Raw genomic sequence first — 26,551 nt, 5'->3', positions numbered from 1 at the left:
CTGCGATGCAGGCACCTCGGTGATTCAGGTAGACCGAGTTGATGCTATCGCAGGCAAGCCAGCTCCCACATTTGTTTGGCTGTGTAATTAAGTCAGTATTACCAGATCCAATAAGGCCGAGCCCAGGCACTTGCCGTGGGCGTCCAGCGCCAGCGAGCGGGTCACGCCGCCGCGCAGGATCCCCGGCAGCACGAAGTTCAGCGCCTGCACGTTGGGCAATTCATAACGTCGCACAGGCGCCGCATCCGGCTCACGCAAGCCGGCAAAAAACTCAGCGACGCGCTCGGGCGTGAGCTGCTCGCACAGCAGCGGATAATCCTCTGTGCGGTAGGCGATGATCGAGATGTTCGAGGTGTCGCCCTTATCGCCGGTACGGGAATGGGCCAGTGTGTGCAGTTTCATGCTTCGATCCTCGGGTTGACCGCGCTACGCGGCAGCAGCAAGGAGGCCACCGCCACCACCTGGCGCACGCTTTTACTCGCCCCGCCGCCGCCCGACGGACCATTGGTGTAGAGGGTTTCCACTTCATTGCCAACCCGCACCGCTTCGCTGCGCTCCTCACACCGAGCGGCCACGCGCAGGCGCACTTCCCAGGGTTCGACGTTGCTGCGGGGGCCGTGCAAGGAGTCCATGCCAATCAGCTCGGCGCGCAGGTCTTGCATCTTCACACCCATGAGTGCCAGGCGCTTGAGTACGATATCCCGCGCCAACTCAGCCCGTGCGACAGCGCCCGGGCCGCCGTAGGACATCTGCCCTTCACCGATCCATCCGTCCAGGTAACCCACGCTGACCTTCAACTGTTCAGGCCGCGCCCGGCCATCGGCGCCTCGGGCACTGACCCTATCCACGCCCTCCTCCACAAAGCTCACGTGGGAAAAGTCCGCCGTCACGTCCGGCGTGAGATAAGCCGCCGGGTCGTGCACTTCGTAGATCATCTGCTCGGTGCACGTCGCACGGCTGACCCGCCCGCCCGTACCTGCCACCTTGGTGATCACAGCTTCGCCATCGGCATCGATTTCGGCCAACGGGAAACCCAGGCGTGCCAGGTCATCCACATCCTTGAAGCCGGGATCGGCAAAATAACCACCGCTGACCTGCCCCGCGCATTCCAGCAAATGCCCGACCAACGTGCCGCGCCCCAGGCGCTGCCAGTCGTCCGCAGCCCAGCCGAACTCAAACATCTGCGGCGCCAAAAACAGCGACGGGTCGGCCACGCGCCCGGTGATCACCACATCGGCATCGGCGCGCAAGGCTTCAAGGATGCCGTCGACGCCCAGGTAGGCGTTCGCGGATATCAACCGTGCGCCCAAAGAGCCGACAGTCTGGCCGTTATCCAGGCGTTGTTCGGGCGGTAAAACATCCAGCACGTCATCGCCCACCACCGCCACGACCTTGAGGCCCTGGCCCAACTCGTTGGCAATGCGCCGCACTTCAACGGCCGCCGCCACCGGATTGGCCGCGCCCATATTGGTAATCACCCGCAGGCGACGGCCGCCTTTTAAACCAACAAACGGCAACACGCGGCGCATACGCTCGCTCAGCAGTGGGTCGTAACCGCCCTGCGGGTCGCTGATACGCGCCTGTTGCGCCAGGGCAATGGTGCGTTCAGCGAGGCATTCGAACACCAGGTAATCCAGGTCGCCCTGTTCGGCCAGTTCCACGGCAGGCTCGATACGATCGCCGGAGTAGCCGGCGCCGGAGCCGATGCGCAAGGTTTTCATCTCAAATCACTCCCAGGAGCAATGCGGTCAGGGTCATCAACACCGACGCAGCAAACAGAAACGGAATAGTGAAGCGCTGGTGATCGGCCAGTTCGATCTTGCACAGGCCCACCAGCAGGAAGGTCGCAGGCGTCAGCGGGCTGACCGGGAAACCGGTGGTGTGTACGCCCAGCAACGAGGCCTGGGCCACTTGCAGCGGGTCGACGCCCAGGGCTTTGCCGACCTCGGCGATCACCGGCATCACGCCGAAATAGTAGGAATCGGGGTCAAACAACATGCTCAACGGCATGGAAATAAAGCCCACCACCGCCGGGATCAACTTGCCATGGCCGGCGGGAATCTGCGCCACCGCCACCTCGGCAATCGCCTTGAGCATGCCGGTGCCTTGCATGATGCCGGTGAACACGCCAGCGGCGAGCAGGATACTGGCCATGGTCAGGGCAGTTTTCGCATGGGCATCGATGCGCGCGCGTTGGGCGTCCACATTCGGGTAGTTGATGCACAGCGCCACCACGGTGCCGAGCATGAACATCACCACCGGGTCGACCCAGCCGGCAATCATCACCACCATCACGAGCACGGTCAGCAACAGGTTGACCCAGAACAGCCGTGGGCGCCGCAGCTTGATGTCGTCGTCGCTGAGCACCCGTTGCGGCACCGCCTCCACCGAGGAACCGGCGCCCAGGCCCAGGCGTTTTTCTTCACGACGGCCCAGCCACCAGGCGCAGGCAAACACGAAGATCAGGCCGACGATCTGCACCGGAATCAGCGGCTGGAACAGGTCGGCCACCGGCACATGCAAGGCCGCCGACGAGCGCAGCACCGGGCCGGTCCACGGCAGGAAATTGACCCCGGCGGCCATGGCACAGACACACGCAAGGATGCGCTTGTCGATGCCCAGCCGCGTATACAGCGGCAGCATTGCCGGCACCGTCACCAGAAACGTCACCGCGCCGGAGCCGTCCAGGTGCACCAGCAGCGCGAGGGTCGCGGTGCCGACCACAATCCGCGTAGGACGCGTGCCGACGGTACGCAGGATGCGATCAATGATGGGGTCGAGCATGCCGGCGTCGGTCATGATCCCGAAAAACAGAATCGCGAACACAAACATGCCCACCACCGGGGCGACGTTTTTGATTCCGGTAATGATAAAGGCGCTGGTTTGCAGGCCGAAACCGCCGAGCAATGCAGCAATGATCGGCAAGGCGATCAACGCCACCAGCGGCGACAGGCGTTTGCTCATGACGGCAGCGAGCAGGCACAGGATGGTAATGACACCCAGGGTAGCGAGCATGGGTTACTCCAGAGCGGCCTTGGTGGCCGGTTATTGTTTTCCCTGGAGTATTGGAAGCGGGTTAGTCTTTGTAAATTGGAATATTCGGCCTGGCACGTTCGGAAAAACAAAATGAAGAACAGCATCCAACACATACAAGCCTTTCTCGCCGTAGCCCGCACCGGCAGTTTCACCAAGGCCGCCAATGAGTTGCACTTGTCGCCCTCAGCCTTGACGGTACAGGTGCAACAACTCGAAGACTGGCTCGGCGTTGCGCTGCTCGATCGCAGCCCGCGCCACGTAAGCATCACCGCCGCAGGCGAAGACGCGCGCGGCCCCATGGAAAAACTGCTGCTGGACCTGGACAACATCGTCACCGGCTCCCGTGACCTCGCCGCCCTGCGCCGTGGCGTGGTCAGCATCGCCGCGCTGCCCTCGGTGTGCGCCGGCGCCCTGCCGCCAGCTTTGCGCCTGTTTCGCGAGCGTTTTGCCGGCATCGAAGTGCGATTGCATGACCTGGTGGCCCATCGTATTCATGCACAGGTGCGTGAAGGCGTGGTGGATTTCGGCATCGGCGTGCGTGCCCGGCTGAGCCACGGCCTGGAGTTTTTGCCGGTGCTCAATGATCGGTTGTGTGCGTTTGTGCCGCTCGGCCATCCCCTCGCCCACCATCGGCGGCTGACCCTGGAGCAATTGGCGGACCAACCAATCATCCTCACCGGGCGCGACAGCAGTGTGCGTGAGCAGGTGGACGCGTTGTTTGATCAGACGCGGCTGACAATGAATGCCGGCATGGAAGCCAACTACATGTCGACGGTGCTGGCGCTGGTGCGCCAGGGGTTGGGCATCAGTGTACTGCCGGAGTCGGCGGCGGACAGTTTGGCGGGGTTGAAGCGCATCAATATTGACCATCCCGGCGTGAACCGCGAGATCGGGTTGATCAGTCGCAGCGGGATGGGGCTCAGCCCGGCGGCGCAGCGTTGCTTTGAATTATTAAATGATGAACTCTCTGGCAAAACATAAAGCTGAAACTGGACACTGTGGGAGCCAGCTCCCACACAAGCCAGCTCCCACATTTTTGACCGCGTAAACTCAATCCAGCATCGCTACATGTTTAGGATGGCTCGCCACCCGCGCCAGCCACGCCTGCACGCCCGGATAAGCGTCCAGCTCAAAACCACCCTCCTGGGCCACATGGGTATAGGCATACAACGCCACATCGGCGATGGAGAATTGGTCACCCACCAGATACGGGGTCAATTGCAGTTGGCGCTCCATGACTTTGAGCGCCTTGTAGCCACCTTTGTGCAGCTTCTTGTATTCCTCAAGACGGTCTGCGGGCAAGCCCAGGTAAAACTGGATAAACCGCGCCACCGCAATATACGGTTCGTGGCTGTACTGCTCGAAAAACTGCCATTGCAGCACTTGCGTGCGCAGGCGTGGCTCGGCCGGCAAAAACTCGCTGCCATCGGCCAGGAAGTTGAGAATCGCGTTGGACTCCCACAGGCAGGTGCCGTCTTCAAGTTCCAGCACCGGGATCTTGCCATTCGGGTTCTTGGCCAGGAACTCGGCGGTCTGGGTGTCGCCCTTGAGGATGTCGACATCGATCCACTGGTACGGGATGCCCAGCAGGTTGAGCATCAATTTGACCTTGTAGCAGTTGCCCGACTTGTAATCGCCATAAACCTTGTACATGGGGCTCCCCTTATGCCGCTTGCGCGTGCTGTGCTTGACGGACTACCGCGGCCAGGCGCTTAAGACCTTCGTCCAGGCGGGCCGGGTCGATATGGCTGAAATTGAGGCGCAACGAGCCCAGGTGTTGGTCGGGCTCGGAAAAGAACGGCTCACCGGGCATGAACGCCACGTCCTGAGCCAATGCTTGCGCCAACAAGGTGCGGGTGTCGAGCGGTTGTTTCAAGGTCAGCCAGAAGAATAATCCACCTTGAGGCACTTGCCAGTCGGCCAGGTCGCCAAAGTGGCGCTCCAGCGCCGACTGGAATGCATCGCGACGCTCGCGGTAAAAACTGCGCAATTGCACCAGATGCTGCTGGTATTGCTCGGTGCCGATCCACTGCATGGCCTGCCACTGGCCAATGCGATTGGTGTGCAGGTCGGCCGATTGCTTGAGCTTGAGCAGGTGCGGGAACAAATCCTCGCTGGCGATCAGGTAACCGACGCGCAACCCCGGCAACAGGGTCTTGGAGACGGTGCCGGTGTAGATCCAGCTGGCTTTTTTCAAGCGCCCGGCGATCGGCTGGGCACTGGCGCCGTCGAATGTCAGCTCGCGGTAGGGCTCGTCTTCGATCAGGGTTACGCCGAATTCATCGAGCAAGGCGGCCACGGCTGCGCGCTTGGCTTCGCTGTAGCGCACGGCCGAAGGGTTCTGGAAGGTCGGGATGAGGTAGATGAACGCCGGGCGATGGCGTTCGAGGCTGGCGCGCAGGGCGGCCAGGTTCGGGCCGTCGGCCTCCAGTTGCACGGTGAGGCAATCGGCGCCGAACAGTTGGAAAATCTGCAAGGCGGCCAGGTAGGTCGGGCCTTCCAGCATGACTTGAGTGCCCTTGTCGATGTACAGCTTGGCTGCCAGGTCGAGGGTTTGCTGGGAGCCGCTGACCACCAGCACCTGGCTGGCCTGGCATGGCACGCCCAGGGCTTGGGCCTCGGCGGCGAGCAGTTCACGCAGTTGCGGCTCGCCTTCGCTCATGCCGTATTGGCCGATGTTCAGTGGCAGGTCATCCCAATTCAGGGCCGGCAACATGGCTTCGGCCGGCAAGCCACCGGCGAACGACATCACGTTCGGGCGCTGAGCTGCCGCGAGGATTTCACGGATCAAGGAGCTTTTGAGGCGCGTAACACGTTCAGAGAAGGCCATAGGGTCACCGGTAGCGAAGTCGGGGGCAAATACGTCAAACTGGTTGACCGAAATTACGACGACTCGCGTGGATACGTCAATATGCTTGACCTTAAAAACCAGAGCAGCCAGCAACAAGCCATGGAAGCCTTCTTCTTCGGCTACCAGGCGTTTACCGCCAAGGCCGACGAAATGCTCGAGCGCCGAGGCCTGAGCCGTGTGCATCAGCGCATCGTGTTTTTTATCGCGCGTTACCCGGCCTTGAGCGTGAAGCAGCTGCTGGAGTTGCTTGGGGTGAGCAAGCAGGCGCTGAACATGCCGCTGCGCCAATTGCAGGAAATGCATCTGGTTGACAGCGTTGCGTCCGAGGCCGACAAGCGCAAACGCCTGTTGGAACTGACTGAAGAAGGCCTGCGTTTTGAGCAGTCACTGCGCCGCGAGCAGGTGAAGTTGTTGCAGCGTGCGTTCAGTGAGGCTGGCGAAGAGGCCGTGGCTGGATGGTTGGCGGTGAATCAGGCCCTCGCCGGCCAGCCTTAACCCTATGCCGAGCGAGCTTGTTGTGGCGAGCAGGCTTGCCCTGCGTTGGGCTGCGTAGCGGCCCCAAAACCTGCCGATGATCTCTAGCTGAAGCCCCGCGGTGACTGTTTCAGGGCCGCTTCGCGCCCCAACGCAGGGCAAGCCTGCTCGCCACAACAAGCCTTGCTCGCCACAACAAGCCGAAGAAACGCCCCCTCATCCGCCTTTCATCCCCTTCCGCCGACAAAATCGAAAACATTATTTGCTTTATTTGTATACAAAAGCATAATTCGCTTCGTGCGAGTTCCTGACCTACTGGTCAACAAAACCCGCCAGTACCTCAAAGCGCTGCTGCCCACCTCTGTGACCGGCGCTGGAAATAACAATAAAACTCTTGAGGAGTACTTGCTGTGGATAGCCAAAAAACCGAAGCCCCCACGCTGGACCTCGCCCCACCGCAAGGCGGCTGGCTGGAACGCCTGTTCAAACTGCGCTTGCATGGCACCACAGTGAGAACCGAACTGATTGCCGGCCTCACCACCTTCATCACCATGGCCTACATCATCTTCGTCAACCCCAACATCATGGCCGACGCCGGTATCGATCACGGTGCGGCGTTTGTCGCCACCTGCATCGCCGCCGCGCTGGGCTGCCTGCTGATGGGGCTGTACGCCAACTGGCCGGTGGGCCTGGCGCCGGGCATGGGCCTGAATGCGTTTTTCACCTACACCGTGGTCGGCACCATGGGCTACCACTGGGAAACCGCGCTGGGCGCAGTGTTTATTTCCGGCGTGCTGTTCATGGGCCTCACGCTGTCACGCGTGCGTGAATGGCTGCTCAACAGCATCCCCGTGAGCCTGCGTCATGCCATGGGCGCAGGCGTCGGCTTGTTCCTCGGGGTGATCGGCCTGAAGACCGCCGGCATCATCGTCGACAGCCCGGCCACCTTGATCAAGCTCGGTTCGTTGCACGAACCTGCGCCGTTGCTGGCGGCTGTGTGCTTCCTGTTGATCGCGATCCTCAGCTATCACCGGGTATTCGGCGCGATCCTGATCAGCATCATCGCCGTGACCCTCGCCGGTTGGGGCCTGGGCCTGGTGCACTACAACGGCATTCTCTCCACCCCACCGAGCCTGGCACCGACCTGGATGGCCATGGACATAAAAGGTGTGTTCAATGTCAGCATGATCAGCGTGGTATTCGCCTTTCTTTTTGTACACATGTTTGACACTGCAGGTACACTGATGGGCGTCGCGCAACGGGCCGGGCTGGTCAATGCCGATGGCAAGATCGACAACCTGTCCCGCGCGCTGAAGGCCGACAGTGCCTCCAGCGTATTTGGCGCCATGGTCGGTGTGCCGCCGGTGACCAGCTATGTGGAAAGTGCTGCCGGTGTGGCCGCAGGGGGGCGCACCGGGCTGACGGCGGTGACCGTGGGCGTCCTGTTTGTGGCGGCGATGTTTTTTGCGCCGCTGGCGGGGATGATTCCGGCGTATGCCACCGCCGGTGCGCTGATTTACGTGGCGATGCTGATGATGGCGAGCATGGCGCATATCGATTGGGATGAGGCCACCGACAGCATTCCGGCGATTGTTACCGCGATCATGATGCCGCTGACGTTTTCGGTGGCCGACGGCATCGCCCTGGGCTTTATCACATACGTGGCGCTCAAGGCCGGCACCGGCAAGTACCGTGAGATTTCTGTCAGCCTGTGGGTGCTGTGCGCGATCTTTATCGCCAAGTTCATTTTCCTGTAGTACGGGAACGGCTGAAAACCGCCTCACCTTCGGGTGGGGCTTTTTGCATATAAGGAAGGAACGTAGATGAACCTGGATACCTGGCTGTTGTTCAGTGGTGCGGCACTGGTGGTGATCCTGATCCCCGGGCCGCTGTCGCTGTTGATGATCAGCAACAGCCTCAACTACGGCCTGCGCCGCTCGTACCCGGCGTTTCTGGGCGGGGTGTTTGCCTCGATCTGCCTGCTGAGCGCCTCGGCATTGGGCCTGGGTGCGTTATTGCTGGCCTCCGAACAGCTGTTCAGTGCCTTGAAAATTGTCGGCGCGCTGTACCTGTTTTACCTTGCCTGGCAGAGCTGGCAGCAATCACGGCAACCTGCCCACGGCGCCGAAGTGCCGCAGGCGCCGCCCGTGCCGCGGTTTCGCGCGTTGTTCGGCCGCGCTTTTGTGCTGGGCGCCAGCAACCCCAAGGACATCCTGTTTTTTGCGGCCTTCCTGCCGCAATTTCTCAGCAGCCAGCAGCCGTTCCTCCCGCAACTGCTGATCATGATCGCTACCTGGACCGTGCTCGACTTGCTCTGCAAGCTGGCTTACGGCCTCGGTGCCCATGGAGCCGCGCGTTACCTGCGCAGCGGCGCGGGCCAGAGCTGGTTCAACCGCATCAGTGCCGCACTGTTTGGCGGCGCAGCCACGGCAGCGCTGCTCAAGGGCTGAACGGAGCGACTTTGGCAAAATACACGCTGGCGGGTTCCTCATAACGAACTCGCCACTGAATACCTGCAACGAGCCGGACCAGACGGTTTTCCGGCATGGCTTGCTCAATGGCAGCAAACTCCGCCGAGTAGGGCGATTGCGAACGGATACGGTCTTGAAACCAGGCATCGGAGAGCTGCGGGGCCACCCTGGAGCGCAGGCTGACGTTGCGATTATCGACCCAGTTGTTCAGCACAAAATAAACCGAATTCGAATGCGGATGGGTGCAATAAAAGTCATTCATACTGGCCCCACCATGCCGCCGCGGGATTCCCCTGACGGTAAATCCGTAGTGCTCCAGAATCTGCCTGACGGCCGCTTGAACCGCTTGCGAACGAGGTAAACCATTGCCGCGGATACGCCTGAGTAATGATTGGCCCAGGCTGACGGGCGGAGTGAAATCCAGCCGCGTGCCCCCCGGCGCGCTCCCATCGACCCCGATGTTAATGATGTTGGCGCCCGGCTCACCCGCAGGCCGTAGCATGCTCAGCAGATCGGGCATACGGTCCGGGGTTTGCGGGGCCAGCCACCGGTCGAGCGTCGCCCGGATATTCAGTAAGTGCGTGGCCGTCACCGTGGGGCCGGTGTCGGCCAACTCAGTGAGCCGCTCGGCAACAAACCGCCTGCTGCCCCCGGTCATCGTGGGAAAAATCCGCCCCATCGTGACGTCCAGGCGTTCAGTGAACAGCGGTTGATGGGGCGTCCACAGCCCATTGGCCCCCAGGGTCGCCGGTATCGGCTGCTCAGCAACAGCCATGCCCAGCCAGCGCTCCACATCCACGGGGGCCCGGAAGGAAATATCCTGGTTGCGCATAATAAAGACGATGCTCGAAGACGACGCGTTGGTACCCTGGGGCAGCAATCGATAGTAATCCGGCCCCAATCGCAACAGGTCATAGGCGTCAACACCCGGCGTCGCAGGCACCCGGTATATATGTCGGCCCAAGGGCGGCACTTCGGTCAGAGGGTCAGCACGCCGAAAGCCCCAAGACTGCCAGGCACTGTTGGCCACCGGCGAGGCGCGCAAAGCCGCTTCCGTACGCGTGCGCGATGGCGGTGACCAATCCGTTACGCCTCGGGTGGGCGCCCAGGGTTGCCACACGCCTGAACTCGGCCCGGCCACCGGTGCATCGGCGCCTAATAGCCATTCACGGGGCTGTTCGATGTGCAGGATCAGTTCATCTTGCCCTTCACCCTGGTTATTTTTCAGGCGCAGCCCCTGCTCGTTCTCGCGTCGGTAGACCGGGTAAACCTCGTTACCCTCGCGAATAAACTGCTCGCCATCTTTTACATACCGCCCTTTACCTCCCGGCCCCGCCAATTCAACGGCCCCCTCCAAACCGCCCTGGGCCTGGAAGTGCTCGAGCAAATGACGGGGTTTGAGCGGTGCCGGTTTCAGGCCCGCGCGCGTACCCCGCATGATCCCTTGATGGCGATGCAAACGCCCCAAGGCGACACGCGAAACGCGCGCGCCCTTCGTGGAAGGACTAAAGGCTGTCATCACGTCGACGAACGCAAGCAGCGTCAGGAACGCCACATCCACAGCGTCATGGGCAGACCCGCTGAAATGAAAGCGCCGCGCGGCAAGCAGCATTTCATACAGGCTGACGCCAACGCCCAATACCGGAACAAAGCCCAGCAGACCGCGAATCGTCGCGTCGTACTGCTCGCCCAAACGTTGCTCGCGGTAGTGTTCCAGCGCCTGGGAAGACTGGGATTGGGCCTGGGTACGACGCTGCAGATCGAACACCTGCGCGTGGGCCAGCAACGCCAATGCATTGCCATAGGGGGTAGGCGCAGCCGCCAACCAATGTTCAGGCTGCGACTCAATCTGCTCTTTGATCAACGCTTCGACGCTTGCAGGGTCCACCGCCGGCGTCTTTGCCGGGGCCAAAAACAACTCCACAGCCATGGCAATCAAACGATAGAGGCCGGGTTGTCCTGGCTCAAGCGAGTGAGGCCGGCGCGGTTGCACCCGCAAGCCCTCACCGGGGTAGCCGGCAAGCGCCTGCGCCTCCCAGCCGGGCGCCACCTGGCGCGCCAACGCCTGCTGGTTTTCGACAAGTGCACCGACACGGTTCAAGGCCTTCTGCGCCTCCTCCAAACTGGCATACGCGACAATCACACGGCTTGCCGCAGCCATGGGCCAATACACCACGCAAAGCTTCGATAACCTGTCATGAATGAACAACAGGCCCGTGATGTGCCGATCATGTTCGGGGGTGGCGTCCATCAGGCGCAGCACCGCCAACTGGATGTCGAACTCATCGGTTTTCAGGTCACGTGCCGACTCGGCCGCCAACGCCTGGGTAAACAGACGCTGGGCCGTATCACTCAAGCCTTGCTGCACCGCAGAGTACAGCTGCATCTGGGCACGCTGTCGCAAAGCCCTATAGACCAGGGCCTGGGACACACCTGAAGACTTGGCTTGAGTCGCCGCCGGAGGATAAAAAGCCCCGATGATCAGCTTGTCGTACTCGCCCCCCATGTCGAGCGAAGCCAGGGTGTCGATCAGGTAACGCACACTCAAGCGCTCTTTCCAGGCCGGGTCCAGCCAGCGTGCACGATTCAACCGCCAGCGGGTCCAGGGCGCCTTGGGGTCGAGATTATGCAACGCCAATTGCAGCAGACTGAAGGTGGTCCGCTGTGGGCTGACAGACTTTTTAATATCACGATCGCCCACTGCGCACTGACTCGACCAGCCGCACAATTGTGAACTGACATCATCGGGCAAATCCACCAGTGGTTTGTCGATATCCAGCTCAGGGTAAAAACCGTCCTGCGTCAATCGCGCCACCAAGGCTTTACGGGCGAATGACTCCAGGCTCGGCAAATCCCGCCAGAGTTTGCTCTCCACCGCAAAGGCATTGATCACATAGCGGCGTGACAACCGTTCGTAGTGTTTTCGCTTGCCGGCTGATGCAATGCCCAACCACGACGGGCGTTTTCGCGCTTGAGTGGCGGCTACCTGCAACAGGTTGACATTCACCAAGGCCAATGTGCGCGCATCATTGGCGGGCACTTGCAGGCACTCGAACAATTCCTGAGCCAGCAACATGCGGCTCAACTGCGGATCGCTGATTTCACTGAACAACCTGACACCCTTGCCAATAAGCGTGTCCAGCGCGGCGTGATGTCGCATCAGTTTGATGAACAGGTCTTTGAGTGCGGGGCGCTTGATGGCCTCGTAGCTCACCCCCACGCAGGCCTCCCTGGGCAACCCATTGATCGCGGCCCGCGCCGCCTCGCGCTGATCACGTCCAATGCAGCGCCACAACACCGATCCGTCGCGGCTTTTCAGGCTGGCTTGAAGGCCCTTGGCAAAAGCGTTCAAGTTATCAAAGGGCACCAGCCCGCCATACTGCCCCGTTACGCATAACAACACTGAGTGTGGGCCATTCGGCTGGGCCAAGGCTTCATGGGTGGTCACGAGCAACGCGCCCAGCAACGGGTACAACGCACCGGGCGCGCTGCCGACGGTTACCTGCAACGCACAGGTATCAGCAGCGCTGTCGCCGGGCACCCAGGATTCACTCAATACGGTGTTCAATCGCTCTACGTGCACGGCGGGCAACAGGTTCAACTGCTGCTGCATCCGGGCTTCCAGAAGCAACGCCTGGCGCAGGGCAGTGCCCACCAATGAACCGCGATTAGACGTGCCCAAAGGCTGCTCAAGCCAGAACGCCTTTTGAAACATCCGCTCGTGTGGGCCATGTGCTAATTGAGTCACTGTACTCACGTGTTTCTGCCATTGCCGCTCAAGGCTCAAAAAGTTTTCATAGGGCGCACTGCTTTCGCTCACATCCGTGTGATCGAGCAGGGCCATCAGGCCTTTTTCGTAACGATTGAGCTGCGCTTCACGGGTCTTGAAGGCAAGGTCCGGCGTCAGGCTTGCACACACAATCTCACCGAGGCGGCGCCGGCAATCCCACTCCAGCAAGTTGTCCAGGCTGTTTCCCAACAGGATGCTGCGCGCCAGCCGGCGACGGCCTTTTTCAATAAATTTAAGCAAGCGTTGCACATCCGTGGCGGCGGCCTGCCCTGCACCTTGCACCCCCACAGCAGCAGGGTTGATTGACAAGGCACAGGCCACCTCGTTATCCCACTGCGCCTCCAGCAGCTCGGTTGCACTGGCGAGCAACGCGTCTTCCTCGTGCGCACCGATAAGTTGAAGGGCAAATGCCTGCGGCTTAACGCTTGGCGCGTCACACAGCTCATGCCAACGGCGCAGTGGCAAACACTGCCAGAGCACCTGACTCAAAGGACCATTGACCAGCGCCGGCAGATCACATTGCAGGCGGTACCAGGAACTGAACTCGTAAAACTCGCGAATCAGACCCGGCAGATAAATGACATGGAGCGTGTCACCCGCGACGTCATCACGATAAATATGCAAAGCGCCCGGCACCGGGACCAGGGCCCGATTTGTGCCAGGCCATGCCACCCTGCTCACTTGAATACTCGCCCACTCGCCTGCGGCCTGACGGCGCGCATCGGCGCCAGGGATTTCCATGAGGGTGCGGACCAGCGCAAAGCCGCGGTCCGTCAGTTGATAAACACGATGGGCCAGCAATGCATTCTCGGCGAACAACGACTTTCGCAACTGGACCCAATGGTGTTTGCGTGTCAGCCACGATCCATGGGCCAGTTGCTGCCAATATTCTCGTCCAGCCCTCTCGATCTGCCCGAGCAACGCCAAGCCTTTCAAGCGTGCCAGCGCATCCCAGGCGGTAAACGGCACCGAGCGCGCGGGTTCACCCTTGATACTCAAGGACGTGAACTGGCTAATGTCGAGCGGCACATCGGGTTGAATCAGCAGCCCCAAGGCTTTTTCGGTCAGGGTGTTGACCTTCAGGTGAAGGGGCGCCGGCCGAGATTCGGTGAACACCAGCGTGTCGGGGTCAAGCGCGAAGGCTTTGCGCAATGCGCCCCGGATAATGCCCAGCACTCTCGGCGCCCGCCCGATCAAGTTTCTCAGGGATTTTGCCGACGCTCTGGCACTGACTTGTGCTTCGTACAGGCGATTGATTTCATGACTGGGCTGCGAGACCTCGTTAAGCCGTCGGGTCACAAGCGTGCGAATCGCCGCATCACGCTCCGCGTCCAGGGTTTGCGGGTCATCAAAATCGAGCGCTTGGGCCGCAGCGACCTCAGCGGCCAACCAGGCGGTGTTGTCGGTACTCATGGCAGACTCTTCCGTACAGAAAAGCCGAGCCTAGGCACCTCAGCCGCCCCAGGTGCGTTACATAATTGGGCGGCCCGTTAGCCATCGGGAATAAAAAAAGCCCGCAGTGTGGGCGGGCAAAAAACCAACGAAGAGCTTTGGGGGTGTGAAGCGAGGTGACGACTCAGCTACCGCGATAGGTGGAGTAGCTGTAAGGCGAAATCAGTAACGGCACATGGTAATGGTCCTGTTCGGCACTGATGCCAAAACGCAGCACCACCACGTCGAGGAAGGCCGGCTCCGGCAATTGCACGCCACGGGCGCGGTAGTAGTCGCCGGCGCTGAATTGCAGTTGGTACACACCGCTGCGGTAGTCGTCGCCTTGCAGCAGCGGCGCATCGCAACGGCCGTCGCTGTTGGTGGTGGCGGTGGCCACCCGTTCCAGCTGCGCGCCGTCAACGCGATACAGCTCGACCTGAATATTGCTGCCGGGGCAGCCGTGTGCGGCGTCCAAAACGTGTGTGGTCAAACGTCCCATGGCGTCTACGCGCCTCCTTAAGTCAGTAGAAGATAAACCTGCACTTTTTCAGGGCATCAAAAAAGCTGGCGATGGCTGATTAAGACACTTTTTAAAAAAATTGTACACAATAAAAATCACAAAGTTTTGCATCTGCCTGTCGGCGGTGCTCGGCGGGGCAATCGGCGAGCAAACCTTGCTTTTAAACGACCTTTTGTCCATTAGCTGACCAACCAGGCAAGTTTCTTGCTACACCCTTTTAACCGAGTGCTGCAGAAAAAATGCAGAAATGCAGGCTTACAAAGTGGCTGATAAGTTGTATACAATCACTCATCGCTGTGACGCCACCCAGTCTTTTCACTGCCCGGCCGCCACACACACTTGCTACCACGAACAAGAAGGAAGACTGCAGTGAGCGCTGACTACCCACGCGACCTGATCGGTTACGGCAGTAACCCTCCTCACCCCCACTGGCCGGGCAAGGCACGCATTGCGCTGTCGTTCGTACTCAACTACGAAGAAGGCGGTGAGCGCAACATTTTGCACGGTGACAAAGAGTCCGAAGCCTTCCTCTCGGAAATGGTCTCGGCCCAGCCGCTGCAAGGCGCACGCAACATGAGCATGGAGTCGCTGTACGAATACGGCAGCCGTGCCGGTGTGTGGCGCATCCTCAAGCTGTTTAAAGAATTCGATATTCCGCTGACCATCTTCGCCGTGGCCATGGCCGCCCAGCGCCACCCGGATGTGATTCGCGCGATGGTCGAGGCCGGCCACGAGATCTGCAGCCACGGCTACCGCTGGATCGACTACCAGTACATGGACGAGGCCCAGGAACGCGAGCATATGCTCGAAGCCATCCGCATCCTCACCGAACTGACCGGCGAGCGCCCATTGGGTTGGTACACCGGCCGCACGGGCCCCAATACGCGTCGGCTGGTGATGGAGGAAGGCGGTTTCCTCTACGACTGCGATACCTATGACGACGACCTGCCCTATTGGGAGCCGAACAATCCGACCGGCAAGCCGCATTTGGTGATCCCTTATACCCTGGACACCAACGACATGCGCTTCACCCAGGTGCAGGGTTTCAACAAGGGCGATGACTTTTTCGAGTACCTCAAGGACGCGTTCGACGTGCTGTATGCCGAAGGCGCCGAGGCGCCAAAAATGCTTTCCATCGGCCTGCACTGCCGCCTGATCGGCCGCCCTGCACGCCTGGCTTCGTTGAAACGCTTTATCGAATACGCCAAAGGCCATGAACAGGTGTGGTTCACCCGTCGCGTTGACATCGCCCGTCACTGGCACGAAACCCACCCGCACACGGGAGCGGCGAAATGACTGCGTTCCAGACCTTGAAACCGTCGACCTTGAGCCGCGAAGAATTTGTCGCCGCTTTCGCCGATATCTACGAACACTCGCCATGGGTGGCCGAAAAGGCCTTCGACCTGGGCCAGGACAGCTCGATCGACCAGATCGAAACCCTGCACCAGCGCATGAGCGATATTTTGTTGAGCGCCGATCATGCCAGCCAGCTGGCGCTGATCAATGCTCACCCGGACCTGGCAGGCCGTGCGGCCGTCCAGGGCCAACTCACCCAAGCCAGCACCGATGAGCAAGCTGGCGCGGGGATTCACCAATGCACGAGTGAGGAGTTCTCGCGCTTCACCGAGCTGAACGACGCCTACAAGGCCAAGTTCAAGTTTCCCTTCATCATGGCGGTAAAAGGCAGCAACCGGCACCAGATCCTCGCCGCGTTCGAAACGCGCATTCACAACTCGGCAGACGCCGAGTTCAAATGCGCGCTGGCCGAGATCAACAAGATCGCGTTGTTCCGTTTACTGACCCTCTAAACGACCATCCCCAGCCACTCTATTCAAGGCAGACAAGAAGAATGAAAGCTTACGCCGTACCTTTCGAAAAGTTCGTCAACCTGGCCGACGCCCGCCTGGGCACCAAGATCATCTCGGTGACCGATGACTGGTTCGCTGACGCCAACCGCCTGTTCCAGCCGACCCCGGCCGTTTGGAAGGAGGGCGTTTTCGATGACAACGGCAAGTGGATGGACGGCTGGGAGTCACGCCGCAAGCGCTTCGAAGGCTACGACAGCGCGGTGATCCGCCTCGGCGTACCCGGCTCGATCAAGGGCGTGGACATCGACACTTCATTCTTCACCGGCAACTTCCCGCCATCGGCGTCCCTGGAAGCCTGCTTCCTGGCCTCGGGTGAGCCGGACGCCAACACCCAGTGGGTGGAAGTGCTGTCGGCCGTGGAGCTGCAAGGCAACAGCCACCACTACCACGAGATCAACAACGACCAGGCCTTCAGCCACCTGCGTTTCAACATCTACCCGGACGGCGGCGTAGCCCGTCTGCGCGTGTACGGCGTGCCGTTCCGCGACTGGTCCTCGGTGGGCGACAACGAACAGGTCGACCTGGCTGCTGCCCTCAACGGCGGTCGTGCGCTGGCCTGCTCCGATGAGCACTTCGGCCGCATGAGTAACATCCTCAACCCGGGCCGTGGCATCAATATGGGCGACGGCTGGGAAACCGCCCGTCGTCGCACGCCAGGCAATGACTGGGTGATCGTCGCGCTGGGCCACCCCGGCGAGATCGAGAAAATCGTGGTCGACACCCTGCACTTCAAGGGCAACTACCCGGACACCTGCTCGATCCAGGGCGCCTTCGTGAAGGGCGGCACCGACAGCCAGATCGAAACCCAATCGCTGTTCTGGCGCGAGCTGCTGCCGGCGCAGAAACTGGAGATGCACGCTGAACACACGTTTGCCGAGCAGATCAAGGCGCTGGGGCCGATTACCCACATCCGCCTGAACGTGTTCCCGGATGGTGGTGTGAGCCGCCTGCGGGTTTTGGGCAAGGTTTCGAAGTAACACCCGATCGTTCCCACGCTCCGCGTGGGAATGCATACCGTGACGCTCTGCGTCACAAGAGCGGACGCAGAGCGTCCAGGGCGGCGTTCCCACGCAGAGCGTGGGAACGATCCATACACAAGATTAAGAAGACAGCCATGCGCACACTCGTGATCGAACCCCTGACCAAAGAAGCCTTCGCCCCTTTCGGAGACGTTATCGAAACCGACGGCAGCGATCACTTCATGATCAACAACGGGTCGACCATGCGCTTTCACAAGCTGGCCACGGTAGAAACCGCCCAGCCTGAAGACAACGCGATCATCAGCATCTTCCGCGCCGACGCGCAGGACATGCCGCTGACCGTGTGCATGCTGGAGAGACACCCGCTGGGCAGCCAGGCTTTCATCCCGCTGCTCGGCAACCCCTTTCTGATCGTGGTCGCGCCACTTGGCGATGAACCTGTATCGGGCTTGGTCCGCGCCTTCGTCACCAACGGCAGGCAGGGCATTAATTACCATCGCGGCGTCTGGCACCACCCGGTGCTGACGATCGAAAAGCGGGATGACTTCCTGGTGGTTGATCGCAGTGGCACAGGCAATAACTGCGATGAGCATTTTTTCAAAGAGGATGAGCGTTTGATCCTCGCCCCCCACCAATAAGAGAAGGTCTGATCACCCGACAACAAGGGTGACAGGCGAGAGGTAAAGACTGTGGAAGCACATTTGATGGAATGGCTGAACCTTAGCGTGCGCTGGGTTCACATGATCACTGGCGTCGCGTGGATCGGCGCTTCCTTCTATTTTGTCTGGCTGGAAAACAACCTTAATCGCGTCAACCCCAAAGACGGCCTGGCCGGTGACTTATGGGCGATCCACGGTGGCGGTATCTACCACCTGGAAAAATACAAACTGGCCCCGCCGACCATGCCGGACAACCTGCATTGGTTCAAATGGGAAGCGTATTTCACCTGGATGTCGGGCATCGCGCTGCTGTGCGTAGTGTTCTACGCCAACCCGACCTTGTACCTGCTGGCACCGGGCAGCAGCCTCAGTGGTCCCGAAGGCGTACTGCTGGGCATTGGCTCACTGTTCGTCGGCTGGTTCATCTACTCCTTCCTGTGCGACTCGGCCCTGGGCAAGCGCCCTGCCCTGCTCGGCCTGATCCTGTTCGTGCTGTTGATTGCCGCTGCGTACGGCTTCAGCAAAGTGTTCAGTGGCCGTGGCGCCTACCTGCACGTGGGCGCGGTGATCGGCACCATCATGGTCGGCAACGTGTTCCGCATCATCATGCCCGCCCAGCGCGCATTGGTGGCGGCCATCGCCGAGAACCGCACACCTGATCCGGCACTGCCGGCCAAAGGCTTGCTGCGTTCGCGCCACAACAATTACTTCACCTTGCCGGTGCTGTTCATCATGATCAGCAACCACTTCCCGAGCACTTATGGCAGCCAATACAACTGGCTGATCCTGGCCGGGATCGCGGTGGCGGCGGTGTTGGTGCGTCACTATTTCAACACGCGGCATAACAGCCAGAAGTATGCGTGGACCTTGCCGGTCGGCGCATTGGCGATGATCTGCCTGGCGTATGTGACGGGGCCAAAACCTGTTTCGACTGCCCCGGACGTGGCCAAGGCACCCGCGGCCATCGAGTACCAGCCATTGCCGGAAACCGCGTTGGGCGGTGGCTTGAAACCTGCCGCGCCAGCCGCACCCGCTGCAGAACCTGCTGCCGCACCGGCCCAGGCGACGATTGATTTCGACAAGGTGCATGGCGTGATCCAGGAACGCTGCGCCGTGTGCCATTCGGCCAAGCCCACCAGCCCGCTGTTCAGCACCGCCCCAGCCGGCGTGATGTTCGATACCCCGGCGCAGATCCAGCAGCAGGCGGCGCGTATTCAAGCGCAGGCCGTGGCCAGCCAGATCATGCCGCTGGGCAACATCACCCAGATGACCCAGCAGGAGCGCGATCTGATCGGCACCTGGATCAACCAGGGGGCGCGCACTAACTGACAGATTACAGAGATCTCATGTGGGAGCTGGCTTGCCTGCGATGGCAGTGGGTCATCCAACCCTTCCGGTGCCTGATACACCGCCATCGCAGGCAAGCCAGCTCCCACAGTTGAGATCGGCGTCGTTTTGAAGACTGAGTTCCACCCGGCAATTGAATGCCGAACAACACAACAATAAAAAAGATCCGAGGTGTTGCATGACCGAGTTAGTCGAACCGCAGATTCCCGCCGCACCCGCCATGGTGCGGCTGCCCCTCTTGCAACTGATTCTGGTAGGCCTGCAACACGTCTTGCTGATGTACGGCGGCGCCGTCGCCGTACCTCTGATCATTGGCCAGGCCGCAGGCTTGAGCCGTGAAGAAATCGCCTTTCTGATCAACGCCGACCTGCTGGTGGCTGGCATTGCCACCCTGGTGCAGTCATTCGGCATCGGCCCGGTGGGCATTCGCATGCCGGTGATGATGGGCGCCAGTTTCGCCGCCGTCGGCAGCATGGTGGCCATGGCCGGCATGCCGGGTATCGGCCTGCAGGGCATCTTCGGCGCGACCATCGCTGCCGGCTTTTTCGGCATGCTGATCGCGCCGTTCATGTCCAAGGTCGTGCGGTTTTTCCCGCCGTTGGTAACCGGCACCGTGATCACCGCCATCGGCCTGTCGCTGTTCCCCGTGGCCGTGAACTGGGCCGGCGGCGGCAGCGCTGCTGCAACGTTTGGCTCGCCGGTTTACCTGGCGATTGCCGCGCTGGTGCTGGCGACCATCTTGCTGATCAACCGCTTCATGCGCGGCTTCTGGGTAAATATCTCGGTGCTGATCGGCATGGCGCTCGGCTATGGCTTGTGCGGCCTGCTTGGCATGGTCGACCTCGGCGGCCTGGCCCAGGCGCCGTGGGTGCAAGTGGTAACACCGCTGCATTTTGGTATGCCCAAGTTCGAGTTGGCACCGATCCTGTCGATGTGCCTGGTGGTGGTGATCATCTTCGTCGAGTCCACCGGGATGTTCCTGGCGCTGGGCAAAATCACCGGCCAGGAGGTCACGCCAAGGATGCTGCGCCGTGGCCTGTTGTGTGACGCCGGTGCCTCATTTTTCGCCGGTTTCTTCAACACCTTTACCCACTCCTCGTTCGCCCAGAATATCGGCCTGGTGCAGATGACCGGCGTGCGCTGCCGCTCGGTGACGATCATGGCCGGGGCGTTCCTGATTGTGCTGAGCCTGCTGCCCAAAGCCGCCTTTTTGGTGGCATCGATTCCACCGGCAGTATTGGGCGGTGCCGCCATTGCCATGTTCGGCATGGTCGCGGCGACCGGGATCAAGATCCTGCAGGAGGCCGACATTGCCGACCGCCGCAACCAGTTGCTGGTGGCAGTCAGCATCGGCATGGGCCTGATCCCGGTGGTGCGCCCGGAGTTCTTCGCGCAGTTACCCTTGTGGATGAGCCCGATTACCCACAGCGGAATCGCCATGGCCACCCTCAGCGCCTTGTCGCTGAACATCCTGTTCAACATCCTCGGAGGTTCGGAACGGCCCGCTGTCGCCCACACGCATTGATTTGGCCTGTTAGCAAAAAACAACAAAAATAATAAACAACAGGAAATACCCGCATGCACCCTATTCACCTGGGGCCGGCCACAAGCCGCGCCCCATTCTCGCCCCCTGCGCTCTCTAACAGCGCACTTGAGCCAAGGCCTGGGAGCCAGTATTCTCCGCGCCCGCTCGAATCGACTCAAAAAAAAACAGCGAATGTAAAAGCTGACTGCAGGGCCAACTTATCCTGGCCCAATGTCTGCGGCCAACGTGCAAAAAAAACCACCGGATTCGACTGCATCAAGTGCAGCCGAAGGCCTTTTATTGGCTTTTTTAAACACCTTGGCGCAGCTCTTGCTAAAAGCACTAAAGCTGACCAAACAGACGATTTTTGCAGCGAACCAAAAGGCGCCACACCAGAGCGCCTGCGTAGAAAAACAACCATAAAACTTTGACTCGGGAGCAACCGAATGAAACCTATGTTCAAAGGCCTGATGCTGGCAGGATCCCTGCTGGCCGGCGGCCAAGCCGTGGCAGGCGATTTGTTGCAGTGGCAGAACAACAGCCTGACGTATCTGTGGGGCAAGAACTTCACCGTCAACCCACAGATCCAGCAAACCGTCACCTTCGAGCACGCCGATGCGTGGAAGTACGGCGACAACTTCCTGTTCGTCGACCGCATCTTTTACAACGGCAAGGAAGACGGCAACGTCGGCCCAAGTACTTACTACGGCGAGTTCAGCCCACGCTTGTCGTTCGGCAAGATCTTCGACAAAGACCTCTCATTCGGCCCGATCAAAGATGTGCTGCTGGCCTTCACTTACGAGTTCGGCGAAGGCGATAACGAGTCGTACCTGCTGGGCCCAGGCTTTGACCTGAACATCCCTGGCTTCGACTACTTCCAGTTGAACTTCTACCAGCGCCAGACCGAAGGCAATCGCCCGGGAGATGGCGTGTGGCAGATCACGCCGGTGTGGTCGTACACCATTCCCGTGGGCAACTCCAACGTGCTGATCGACGGTTTCATGGACTGGGTGGTGGACAACGACAGGAACGCCCGTGGCACTTACCACGCCAACCTGCACTTCAACCCACAGGTCAAATACGACTTGGGCAAGGCGCTGCATTGGGGCGAGAAGCAGCTGTATGTCGGCTTCGAATATGACTACTGGAAGAACAAGTACGGGATCGAAGATTCCGGCGCGTTCAAGACTAACCAGGACACGGCAAGCTTCCTGGTCAAGTATCACTTCTGATTGAGCAACACCAATCCCCTGTGGGAGCTGGCTTGCCTGCGATAGCGATCTGTCAGCCAACATAGTTGGCACAGGAATACCGCTATCGCAGGCAAGCCAGCTCCCACATTTAGTTCACTGTCAGCCCAAGGAATTTGGACAATTCCTCACGCTTGGCAAGTGCGTCCTTGCGCCCCAGCTCAATCAACTCGCTGCAATACCCCGCCTCGAACAGCAAGTAACTCAACACCCCCGCCCCACTGGTCTTGGTCGCTCCCGGCCCGCGCAAAAAAAGACGCAACGCCGCCGGCAACTCCTGCCGATGCCGCGCCGCGATTTCATCGATCGGCTGGCTGGGCGCAATCACCAGCACCTCCACCGGCGCCAGCCCAGGCGCAACATGGCTGAATTGGTTCAGACGCTCCAACAGCTCGATATCGCTTTCCAGGCTGTCAATGAACGTGCTGTTGAGCATATGCCCACCAATCTGCGCCAAGGTCGGCTCCTGGCCGGTGTAGGTACGCTGCATCGAAGGTTCATTGCCCCGCGGGTTGCCGCTCACACCCACCACCAGCACCCGGCTGGCCCCCAGGTGCAAGGCCGGGCTGATCGGCGCGGATTGGCGCACGGCACCGTCACCGAAATATTCCTGATCGAGCTTGACCGGCGCAAACAGCAAGGGGATCGCAGAGCTGGCCAGTAAGTGCTCAACCGTCAGTTGGGTCGGCACACCGATGCGCCGATGGCGCAGCCAGGCATCGATCTTGCCGCCGCCCTGATAGAAGGTCACCGCTTGCCCGGACTCATAACCAAAGGCCGTGACCGCGACCGCATGCAGATGCTTGTTGCGGATCGCCTCATCAATGCCGTGCAGGTGCAGTTTGTCGTTGAGCAAGTCGCGCAACGGCGTACTGTTGAGCAACGCCACCGGCACCTGGGCACCCAGGCCCAACAGGCTATGGATAAAGAAACGGCTGGCCTGGTGAACCACGCCCGGCCAATCGCTGCGCAGCACCAGATGGCTGCGAAAGCCCTGCCAGAACGCGGTAAGGCGTTGGATGGCCGCAGTGAAATCCGTGGCGCCACTGGCCAGGCTCACCGCATTGATCGCGCCGGCCGAGGTGCCGACAATCACCGGAAAAGGATTAGGCGCCCCCGGCGGCAGCAACTCGGCAATCGCTGCCAGTACGCCCACCTGATACGCCGCTCGCGCCCCGCCACCGGAAAGAATCAAGCCTGTGACCGGTTCAGCTGGGCGCATTGCGTCACTCCATAGAAGAAAGTAGCGGTTACCGGCGGCGCGGTTCGTACAGCTTAGCCTCGCCCGGTGGCCGGCTCTTGAAGCGCCGGTGCGTCCACAGGTACTGCTCGGGGCATTCGCGCACCGAGGCTTCGACCCACTGGTTGATGCGCAGACAGTCAACTTCATCGCTCTCGCCGGGGAAGTCGGTCAACGGCGGATGGATCACCAGGCGGTAACCGCTGCCATCGGCCAGGCGCTCCTGGGTGAAGGGCATCACCAGCGCCTTGCCCAGCCGCGCAAACTTGCTGGTGGCGGTCACGGTAGCGGCCTGGATGCCGAACAGCGGTACGAAAATACTCTGCTTGGCGCCGTAGTCCTGATCCGGCGCGTACCAGATGGCGCGGCCCGAACGCAGCAGCTTGAGCATGCCGCGCACGTCGTCGCGCTCTACCGCCAGGGAATCGAGGTTATGCCGCTCACGGCCACGGCGCTGGATAAAGTCGAACAGCGGGTTGCCATGCTCGCGGTACATGCCATCGATGGTGTGCTTCTGCCCGAGCAGGGCCGCGCCGATTTCCAGGGTGGTGAAGTGCAAGGCCATCAGGATCACACCCTTGCCATCCAGATGCGCCTGCTTCAAATGCTCCAGCCCTTCGACATGGGCCAGGCGCGCCAGGCGCGACTTGGGCCACCACCAGCTCATGGCCATCTCGAAGAAGGCGATGCCGGTGGACGCGAAGTTTTCCTTGAGCAGCCGTTTACGTTCCCTGGCGGATTTTTCCGGGAAGCACAGCTCGAGGTTGCGCGCAGCGATGCGGCGGCGATCAGCGGCCACGCGGTACATGCCGGCGCCAAGTAATCGACCAATGGTCAGCAGTGCACGGTAGGGCAACTGGGTAATCAGCCACAGCAGGCCGAGTCCCAGCCATAACAGCCAAAAGCGCGGGTGAAAAAATACAGCTCGAAAACGCGGGCGATCCATTACAGATTCCGGTAAAGACAAGGGCCGCGCATTCTACAACGTTCGACTCGGCTTGCGGCCCGTGGTTGTTATCGTTATAAGTCTCGACACTTTTCGTGACAAGCCGCTTTTGCCGACCATGAGCCAAACCGAACCGCTAGACCAAGATCCCGTGTTCCAGCTGAAAGGCAGCATGCTCGCCATTACCGTGCTGGAACTGGCCCGCAACGACCTCGACGCCCTGGACCGCCAGCTCGCCGCCAAGGTCGCGCTGGCGCCGAACTTCTTCAACAATGCCCCGCTGGTCCTGGCCCTGGACAAACTCCCGGCCGGCCAGGGCGCGATTGATTTGCCCGGCCTGATGCGCGTCTGCCGCTCCCATGGCTTGCGCACCCTGGCGATTCGCGCCAGCCGCATCGAAGACATTGCCGCGGCCATCGCTATTGAACTGCCCGTATTGCCACCCTCCGGTGCCCGCGAGCGCCCGCTCGAACCGCTGGAAGGTGAAGTGAAGAAAAAACCGGAAAAACCGCCGGAACCCACGGTCAAGCCTACGAAGATCATCACCTCCCCCGTGCGCGGCGGGCAGCAGATTTACGCCCAGGGTGGCGATCTGGTGGTGATCTCCTCGGTAAGCCCCGGGGCGGAACTTCTGGCCGATGGCAACATCCATGTATACGGCCCCATGCGCGGACGTGCCCTCGCCGGCATCAAGGGCGATACCAAGGCGCGGATTTTTTGCCAGCAGTTAAGCGCTGAGCTAGTGTCCATCGCAGGCCAGTACAAGGTTTCAGAAGATTTGCGCCGTGATCCGCTGTGGGGGGCCGGGGTGCAGGTCAGCCTGTCGGGCGATGTGTTGAACATCATCCGTCTTTAACGGATACTGCCGCATTTTCCAAGCATCTCTAGACTCTGATAGCAAAGCGAAACCGGCAAGACTTGTGTAGGAATAATTGGAAGTTGGCGTTTCCCCGTGGAAACCACATCTTTTTCCTACAAAGGCTGTCCGCCTGCAGCGAGTTCCAAGAGATGTTTTTCAGGGGCTGAAAAGTCCTTTTTCCTTAGGGGTGAAACACCTTGGCCAAGATTCTCGTGGTTACATCCGGCAAGGGTGGTGTGGGTAAGACCACCACCAGCGCCGCTATCGGTACCGGCCTCGCTCTGCGCGGCCATAAAACAGTCATCGTCGACTTCGACGTCGGTTTGCGTAACCTCGACCTGATCATGGGCTGCGAACGCCGCGTGGTGTACGACTTCGTCAACGTGGTGAACGGCGAAGCCAACCTGCAACAGGCCCTGATCAAGGACAAGCGCCTTGAGAACCTGTACGTGCTGGCCGCCAGCCAGACCCGTGACAAAGACGCACTGACCAAAGAAGGCGTAGGCAAAGTCCTCGCCGAGCTCAAAGAAACCTTCGAATACGTGGTGTGCGACTCGCCGGCCGGTATCGAAACCGGTGCTCACCTGGCGATGTACTTCGCCGATGAAGCCATCGTCGTCACCAACCCGGAAGTCTCCTCGGTACGTGACTCGGACCGCATGCTCGGCCTGTTGGCCAGCAAGTCCCAGCGCGCCGAAAAAAATCAAGACCCGATCAAGGAGCACTTGCTGCTCACCCGTTACAACCCTGAGCGCGTCAGCAACGGCGAAATGCTCGGTGTTGAAGACGTGAAGGAAATCCTCGCAGTGACCCTGCTGGGCGTGATCCCCGAATCCCAGGCAGTCCTCAAGGCTTCCAACCAAGGTGTTCCGGTCATTCTTGACGACCAGAGCGACGCCGGCCAGGCGTACAGCGATGCAGTTGATCGCTTGCTGGGCAAGACCGTGGAACATCGCTTCCTCGATGTTAAGAAGAAGGGATTCTTCGAGCGTATCTTTGGAGGCAACTAAACAATGAAATTTCTCGACTTCTTTCGCGCCAACAAAAAGCCAAGTACCGCGTCGGTAGCGAAAGAGCGTCTACAGATCATCGTGGCGCACGAACGCGGCCAACGCAGTACCCCGGACTACCTGCCAGCCTTGCAGAAGGAACTGGTCGAGGTGATCCGCAAGTACGTCAATATCGGCAACGATGACGTACATGTCGCCCTGGAAAACGACGGCAGCTGCTCGATTCTGGAACTCAATATCACCCTGCCTGATCGTTAATCGAACAGGCGGCCGCCACGGCGGCTCGATCACCTT

Annotated in this window: 23 protein-coding genes; 14 read left to right on the top strand and 9 right to left on the bottom strand. The window is 60.4% G+C overall.

Features of this window, described 5'->3' with window-relative positions; genetic code table 11:
* Positions 1-87: 87 nt before the first annotated feature.
* Genes ASE80_RS24010 through ASE80_RS24000 form a run of 3 tightly spaced genes read right to left on the bottom strand, consistent with a single transcriptional unit; the run spans position 88 to position 3,015 of the window.
* On the bottom strand, positions 88-402 hold the full coding sequence (locus tag ASE80_RS24010; RefSeq protein WP_056861116.1) for an AtuA-related protein: 315 nt from the start codon (positions 400-402) through the stop codon (positions 88-90).
* Positions 399-1,721, bottom strand: a complete 1,323-nt coding sequence (locus tag ASE80_RS24005; RefSeq protein ID WP_056861115.1) for an acyclic terpene utilization AtuA family protein — start codon at positions 1,719-1,721, stop codon at positions 399-401. The genes ASE80_RS24010 and ASE80_RS24005 overlap by 4 nt, the downstream gene beginning before the upstream one ends.
* A 1-nt stretch (position 1,722) precedes the next feature.
* On the bottom strand, positions 1,723-3,015 hold the full coding sequence (locus ASE80_RS24000) for a CitMHS family transporter (protein ID WP_056861114.1): 1,293 nt from the start codon (positions 3,013-3,015) through the stop codon (positions 1,723-1,725).
* 111 nt (positions 3,016-3,126) lie between these two features.
* Between ASE80_RS24000 and ASE80_RS23995 the strand changes: the two genes are divergently transcribed.
* Positions 3,127-4,017 (top strand): LysR family transcriptional regulator, encoded by an 891-nt coding sequence (locus ASE80_RS23995; RefSeq protein ID WP_056861113.1) that lies wholly within the window; start codon positions 3,127-3,129, stop codon positions 4,015-4,017.
* A gap of 69 nt (positions 4,018-4,086) precedes the next feature.
* Here the strand turns inward: ASE80_RS23995 and ASE80_RS23990 are convergent, their stop codons facing one another.
* Complete coding sequence (locus ASE80_RS23990; protein ID WP_056861112.1) at positions 4,087-4,689, bottom strand: glutathione S-transferase family protein; 603 nt, start codon at positions 4,687-4,689, stop codon at positions 4,087-4,089.
* Positions 4,690-4,699: 10 nt separating this feature from the next.
* A complete protein-coding gene (locus tag ASE80_RS23985) occupies positions 4,700-5,866 on the bottom strand; it encodes an aminotransferase-like domain-containing protein (RefSeq protein WP_056861111.1) in 1,167 nt (388 codons plus the stop codon).
* An 81-nt stretch (positions 5,867-5,947) separates the two neighbouring features.
* Here ASE80_RS23985 and ASE80_RS23980 point away from each other — a divergent pair, with 81 nt between their 5' ends.
* From ASE80_RS23980 to ASE80_RS23970, 3 genes are all read left to right on the top strand, one after another.
* Positions 5,948-6,382, top strand: coding sequence for a MarR family winged helix-turn-helix transcriptional regulator (locus tag ASE80_RS23980; protein WP_056861110.1), 435 nt, complete (start codon positions 5,948-5,950; stop codon positions 6,380-6,382).
* Between the two features lie 389 nt (positions 6,383-6,771).
* Positions 6,772-8,118 carry an NCS2 family permease gene (locus ASE80_RS23975; RefSeq protein WP_056861109.1) on the top strand — a complete coding sequence of 449 codons (1,347 nt, stop codon included), beginning with the start codon at positions 6,772-6,774 and terminating at the stop codon, positions 8,116-8,118.
* Positions 8,119-8,184: 66 nt separating this feature from the next.
* Complete coding sequence (locus ASE80_RS23970) at positions 8,185-8,811, top strand: LysE family translocator (protein WP_056861108.1); 627 nt, start codon at positions 8,185-8,187, stop codon at positions 8,809-8,811.
* Here the strand turns inward: ASE80_RS23970 and ASE80_RS23965 are convergent.
* Positions 8,801-14,035, bottom strand: a complete 5,235-nt coding sequence (locus ASE80_RS23965; RefSeq protein ID WP_056861107.1) for a dermonecrotic toxin domain-containing protein — start codon at positions 14,033-14,035, stop codon at positions 8,801-8,803. The genes ASE80_RS23970 and ASE80_RS23965 overlap by 11 nt on opposite strands.
* A gap of 163 nt (positions 14,036-14,198) precedes the next feature.
* Positions 14,199-14,552, bottom strand: coding sequence for a hydroxyisourate hydrolase (uraH, locus tag ASE80_RS23960; protein ID WP_056861106.1), 354 nt, complete (start codon positions 14,550-14,552; stop codon positions 14,199-14,201).
* Between the two features lie 390 nt (positions 14,553-14,942).
* On the opposite strand from uraH, the gene puuE reads away from it, so the two are divergent.
* The 7 genes from puuE (at position 14,943) to ASE80_RS23925 (ending at position 22,184) form a co-directional block, all read left to right on the top strand.
* Positions 14,943-15,869: an allantoinase PuuE gene (gene puuE, locus ASE80_RS23955; protein ID WP_056861105.1), complete on the top strand. Its 927-nt coding sequence runs from the start codon at positions 14,943-14,945 to the stop codon at positions 15,867-15,869.
* Complete coding sequence (gene uraD / locus ASE80_RS23950) at positions 15,866-16,381, top strand: 2-oxo-4-hydroxy-4-carboxy-5-ureidoimidazoline decarboxylase (RefSeq protein WP_056861104.1); 516 nt, start codon at positions 15,866-15,868, stop codon at positions 16,379-16,381. The genes puuE and uraD overlap by 4 nt, the downstream gene beginning before the upstream one ends.
* 41 nt (positions 16,382-16,422) lie before the next feature.
* Complete coding sequence (alc, locus tag ASE80_RS23945; protein WP_014719294.1) at positions 16,423-17,418, top strand: allantoicase; 996 nt, start codon at positions 16,423-16,425, stop codon at positions 17,416-17,418.
* 137 nt (positions 17,419-17,555) lie between these two features.
* On the top strand, positions 17,556-18,059 hold the full coding sequence (locus tag ASE80_RS23940) for an ureidoglycolate lyase (protein ID WP_056861103.1): 504 nt from the start codon (positions 17,556-17,558) through the stop codon (positions 18,057-18,059).
* Positions 18,060-18,110: 51 nt separating this feature from the next.
* Positions 18,111-19,409, top strand: a complete 1,299-nt coding sequence (locus tag ASE80_RS23935) for a urate hydroxylase PuuD (RefSeq protein WP_056861102.1) — start codon at positions 18,111-18,113, stop codon at positions 19,407-19,409.
* A gap of 196 nt (positions 19,410-19,605) precedes the next feature.
* Entirely contained in the window at positions 19,606-20,952 is a 1,347-nt protein-coding gene (locus tag ASE80_RS23930; protein ID WP_056861101.1) for a nucleobase:cation symporter-2 family protein, read from the top strand.
* Between the two features lie 446 nt (positions 20,953-21,398).
* Positions 21,399-22,184 (top strand): outer membrane protein OmpK, encoded by a 786-nt coding sequence (locus tag ASE80_RS23925; protein ID WP_017137852.1) that lies wholly within the window; start codon positions 21,399-21,401, stop codon positions 22,182-22,184.
* A 109-nt stretch (positions 22,185-22,293) separates the two neighbouring features.
* On the opposite strand, the gene ASE80_RS23920 is transcribed toward ASE80_RS23925, so the two are convergent.
* Both ASE80_RS23920 and ASE80_RS23915 read right to left on the bottom strand, forming a co-directional pair.
* A complete protein-coding gene (locus ASE80_RS23920; protein ID WP_056861100.1) occupies positions 22,294-23,424 on the bottom strand; it encodes a patatin-like phospholipase family protein in 1,131 nt (376 codons plus the stop codon).
* Positions 23,425-23,452: 28 nt separating this feature from the next.
* Positions 23,453-24,388, bottom strand: a complete 936-nt coding sequence (locus ASE80_RS23915; RefSeq protein ID WP_056861099.1) for a lipid A biosynthesis lauroyl acyltransferase — start codon at positions 24,386-24,388, stop codon at positions 23,453-23,455.
* Between the two features lie 118 nt (positions 24,389-24,506).
* On the opposite strand from ASE80_RS23915, the gene minC reads away from it, so the two are divergent.
* From minC to minE, 3 genes are all read left to right on the top strand, one after another.
* Positions 24,507-25,244 carry a septum site-determining protein MinC gene (minC, locus tag ASE80_RS23910; protein ID WP_056861098.1) on the top strand — a complete coding sequence of 246 codons (738 nt, stop codon included), beginning with the start codon at positions 24,507-24,509 and terminating at the stop codon, positions 25,242-25,244.
* A gap of 200 nt (positions 25,245-25,444) precedes the next feature.
* Complete coding sequence (minD, locus tag ASE80_RS23905; protein WP_056861097.1) at positions 25,445-26,257, top strand: septum site-determining protein MinD; 813 nt, start codon at positions 25,445-25,447, stop codon at positions 26,255-26,257.
* 3 nt (positions 26,258-26,260) lie between these two features.
* Entirely contained in the window at positions 26,261-26,515 is a 255-nt protein-coding gene (gene minE, locus ASE80_RS23900; RefSeq protein ID WP_003175252.1) for a cell division topological specificity factor MinE, read from the top strand.
* The last annotated feature ends 36 nt before the right edge of the window (positions 26,516-26,551 follow it).

Source organism: Pseudomonas sp. Leaf15 (assembly GCF_001421425.1).
In the GTDB taxonomy this organism is placed as follows: Bacteria; Pseudomonadota; Gammaproteobacteria; order Pseudomonadales; family Pseudomonadaceae; genus Aquipseudomonas; species Aquipseudomonas salomonii.
The sequence above is the reverse complement of the archived record's forward strand: the minus strand, read 5'-3'. Positions and strand labels throughout refer to the sequence as shown.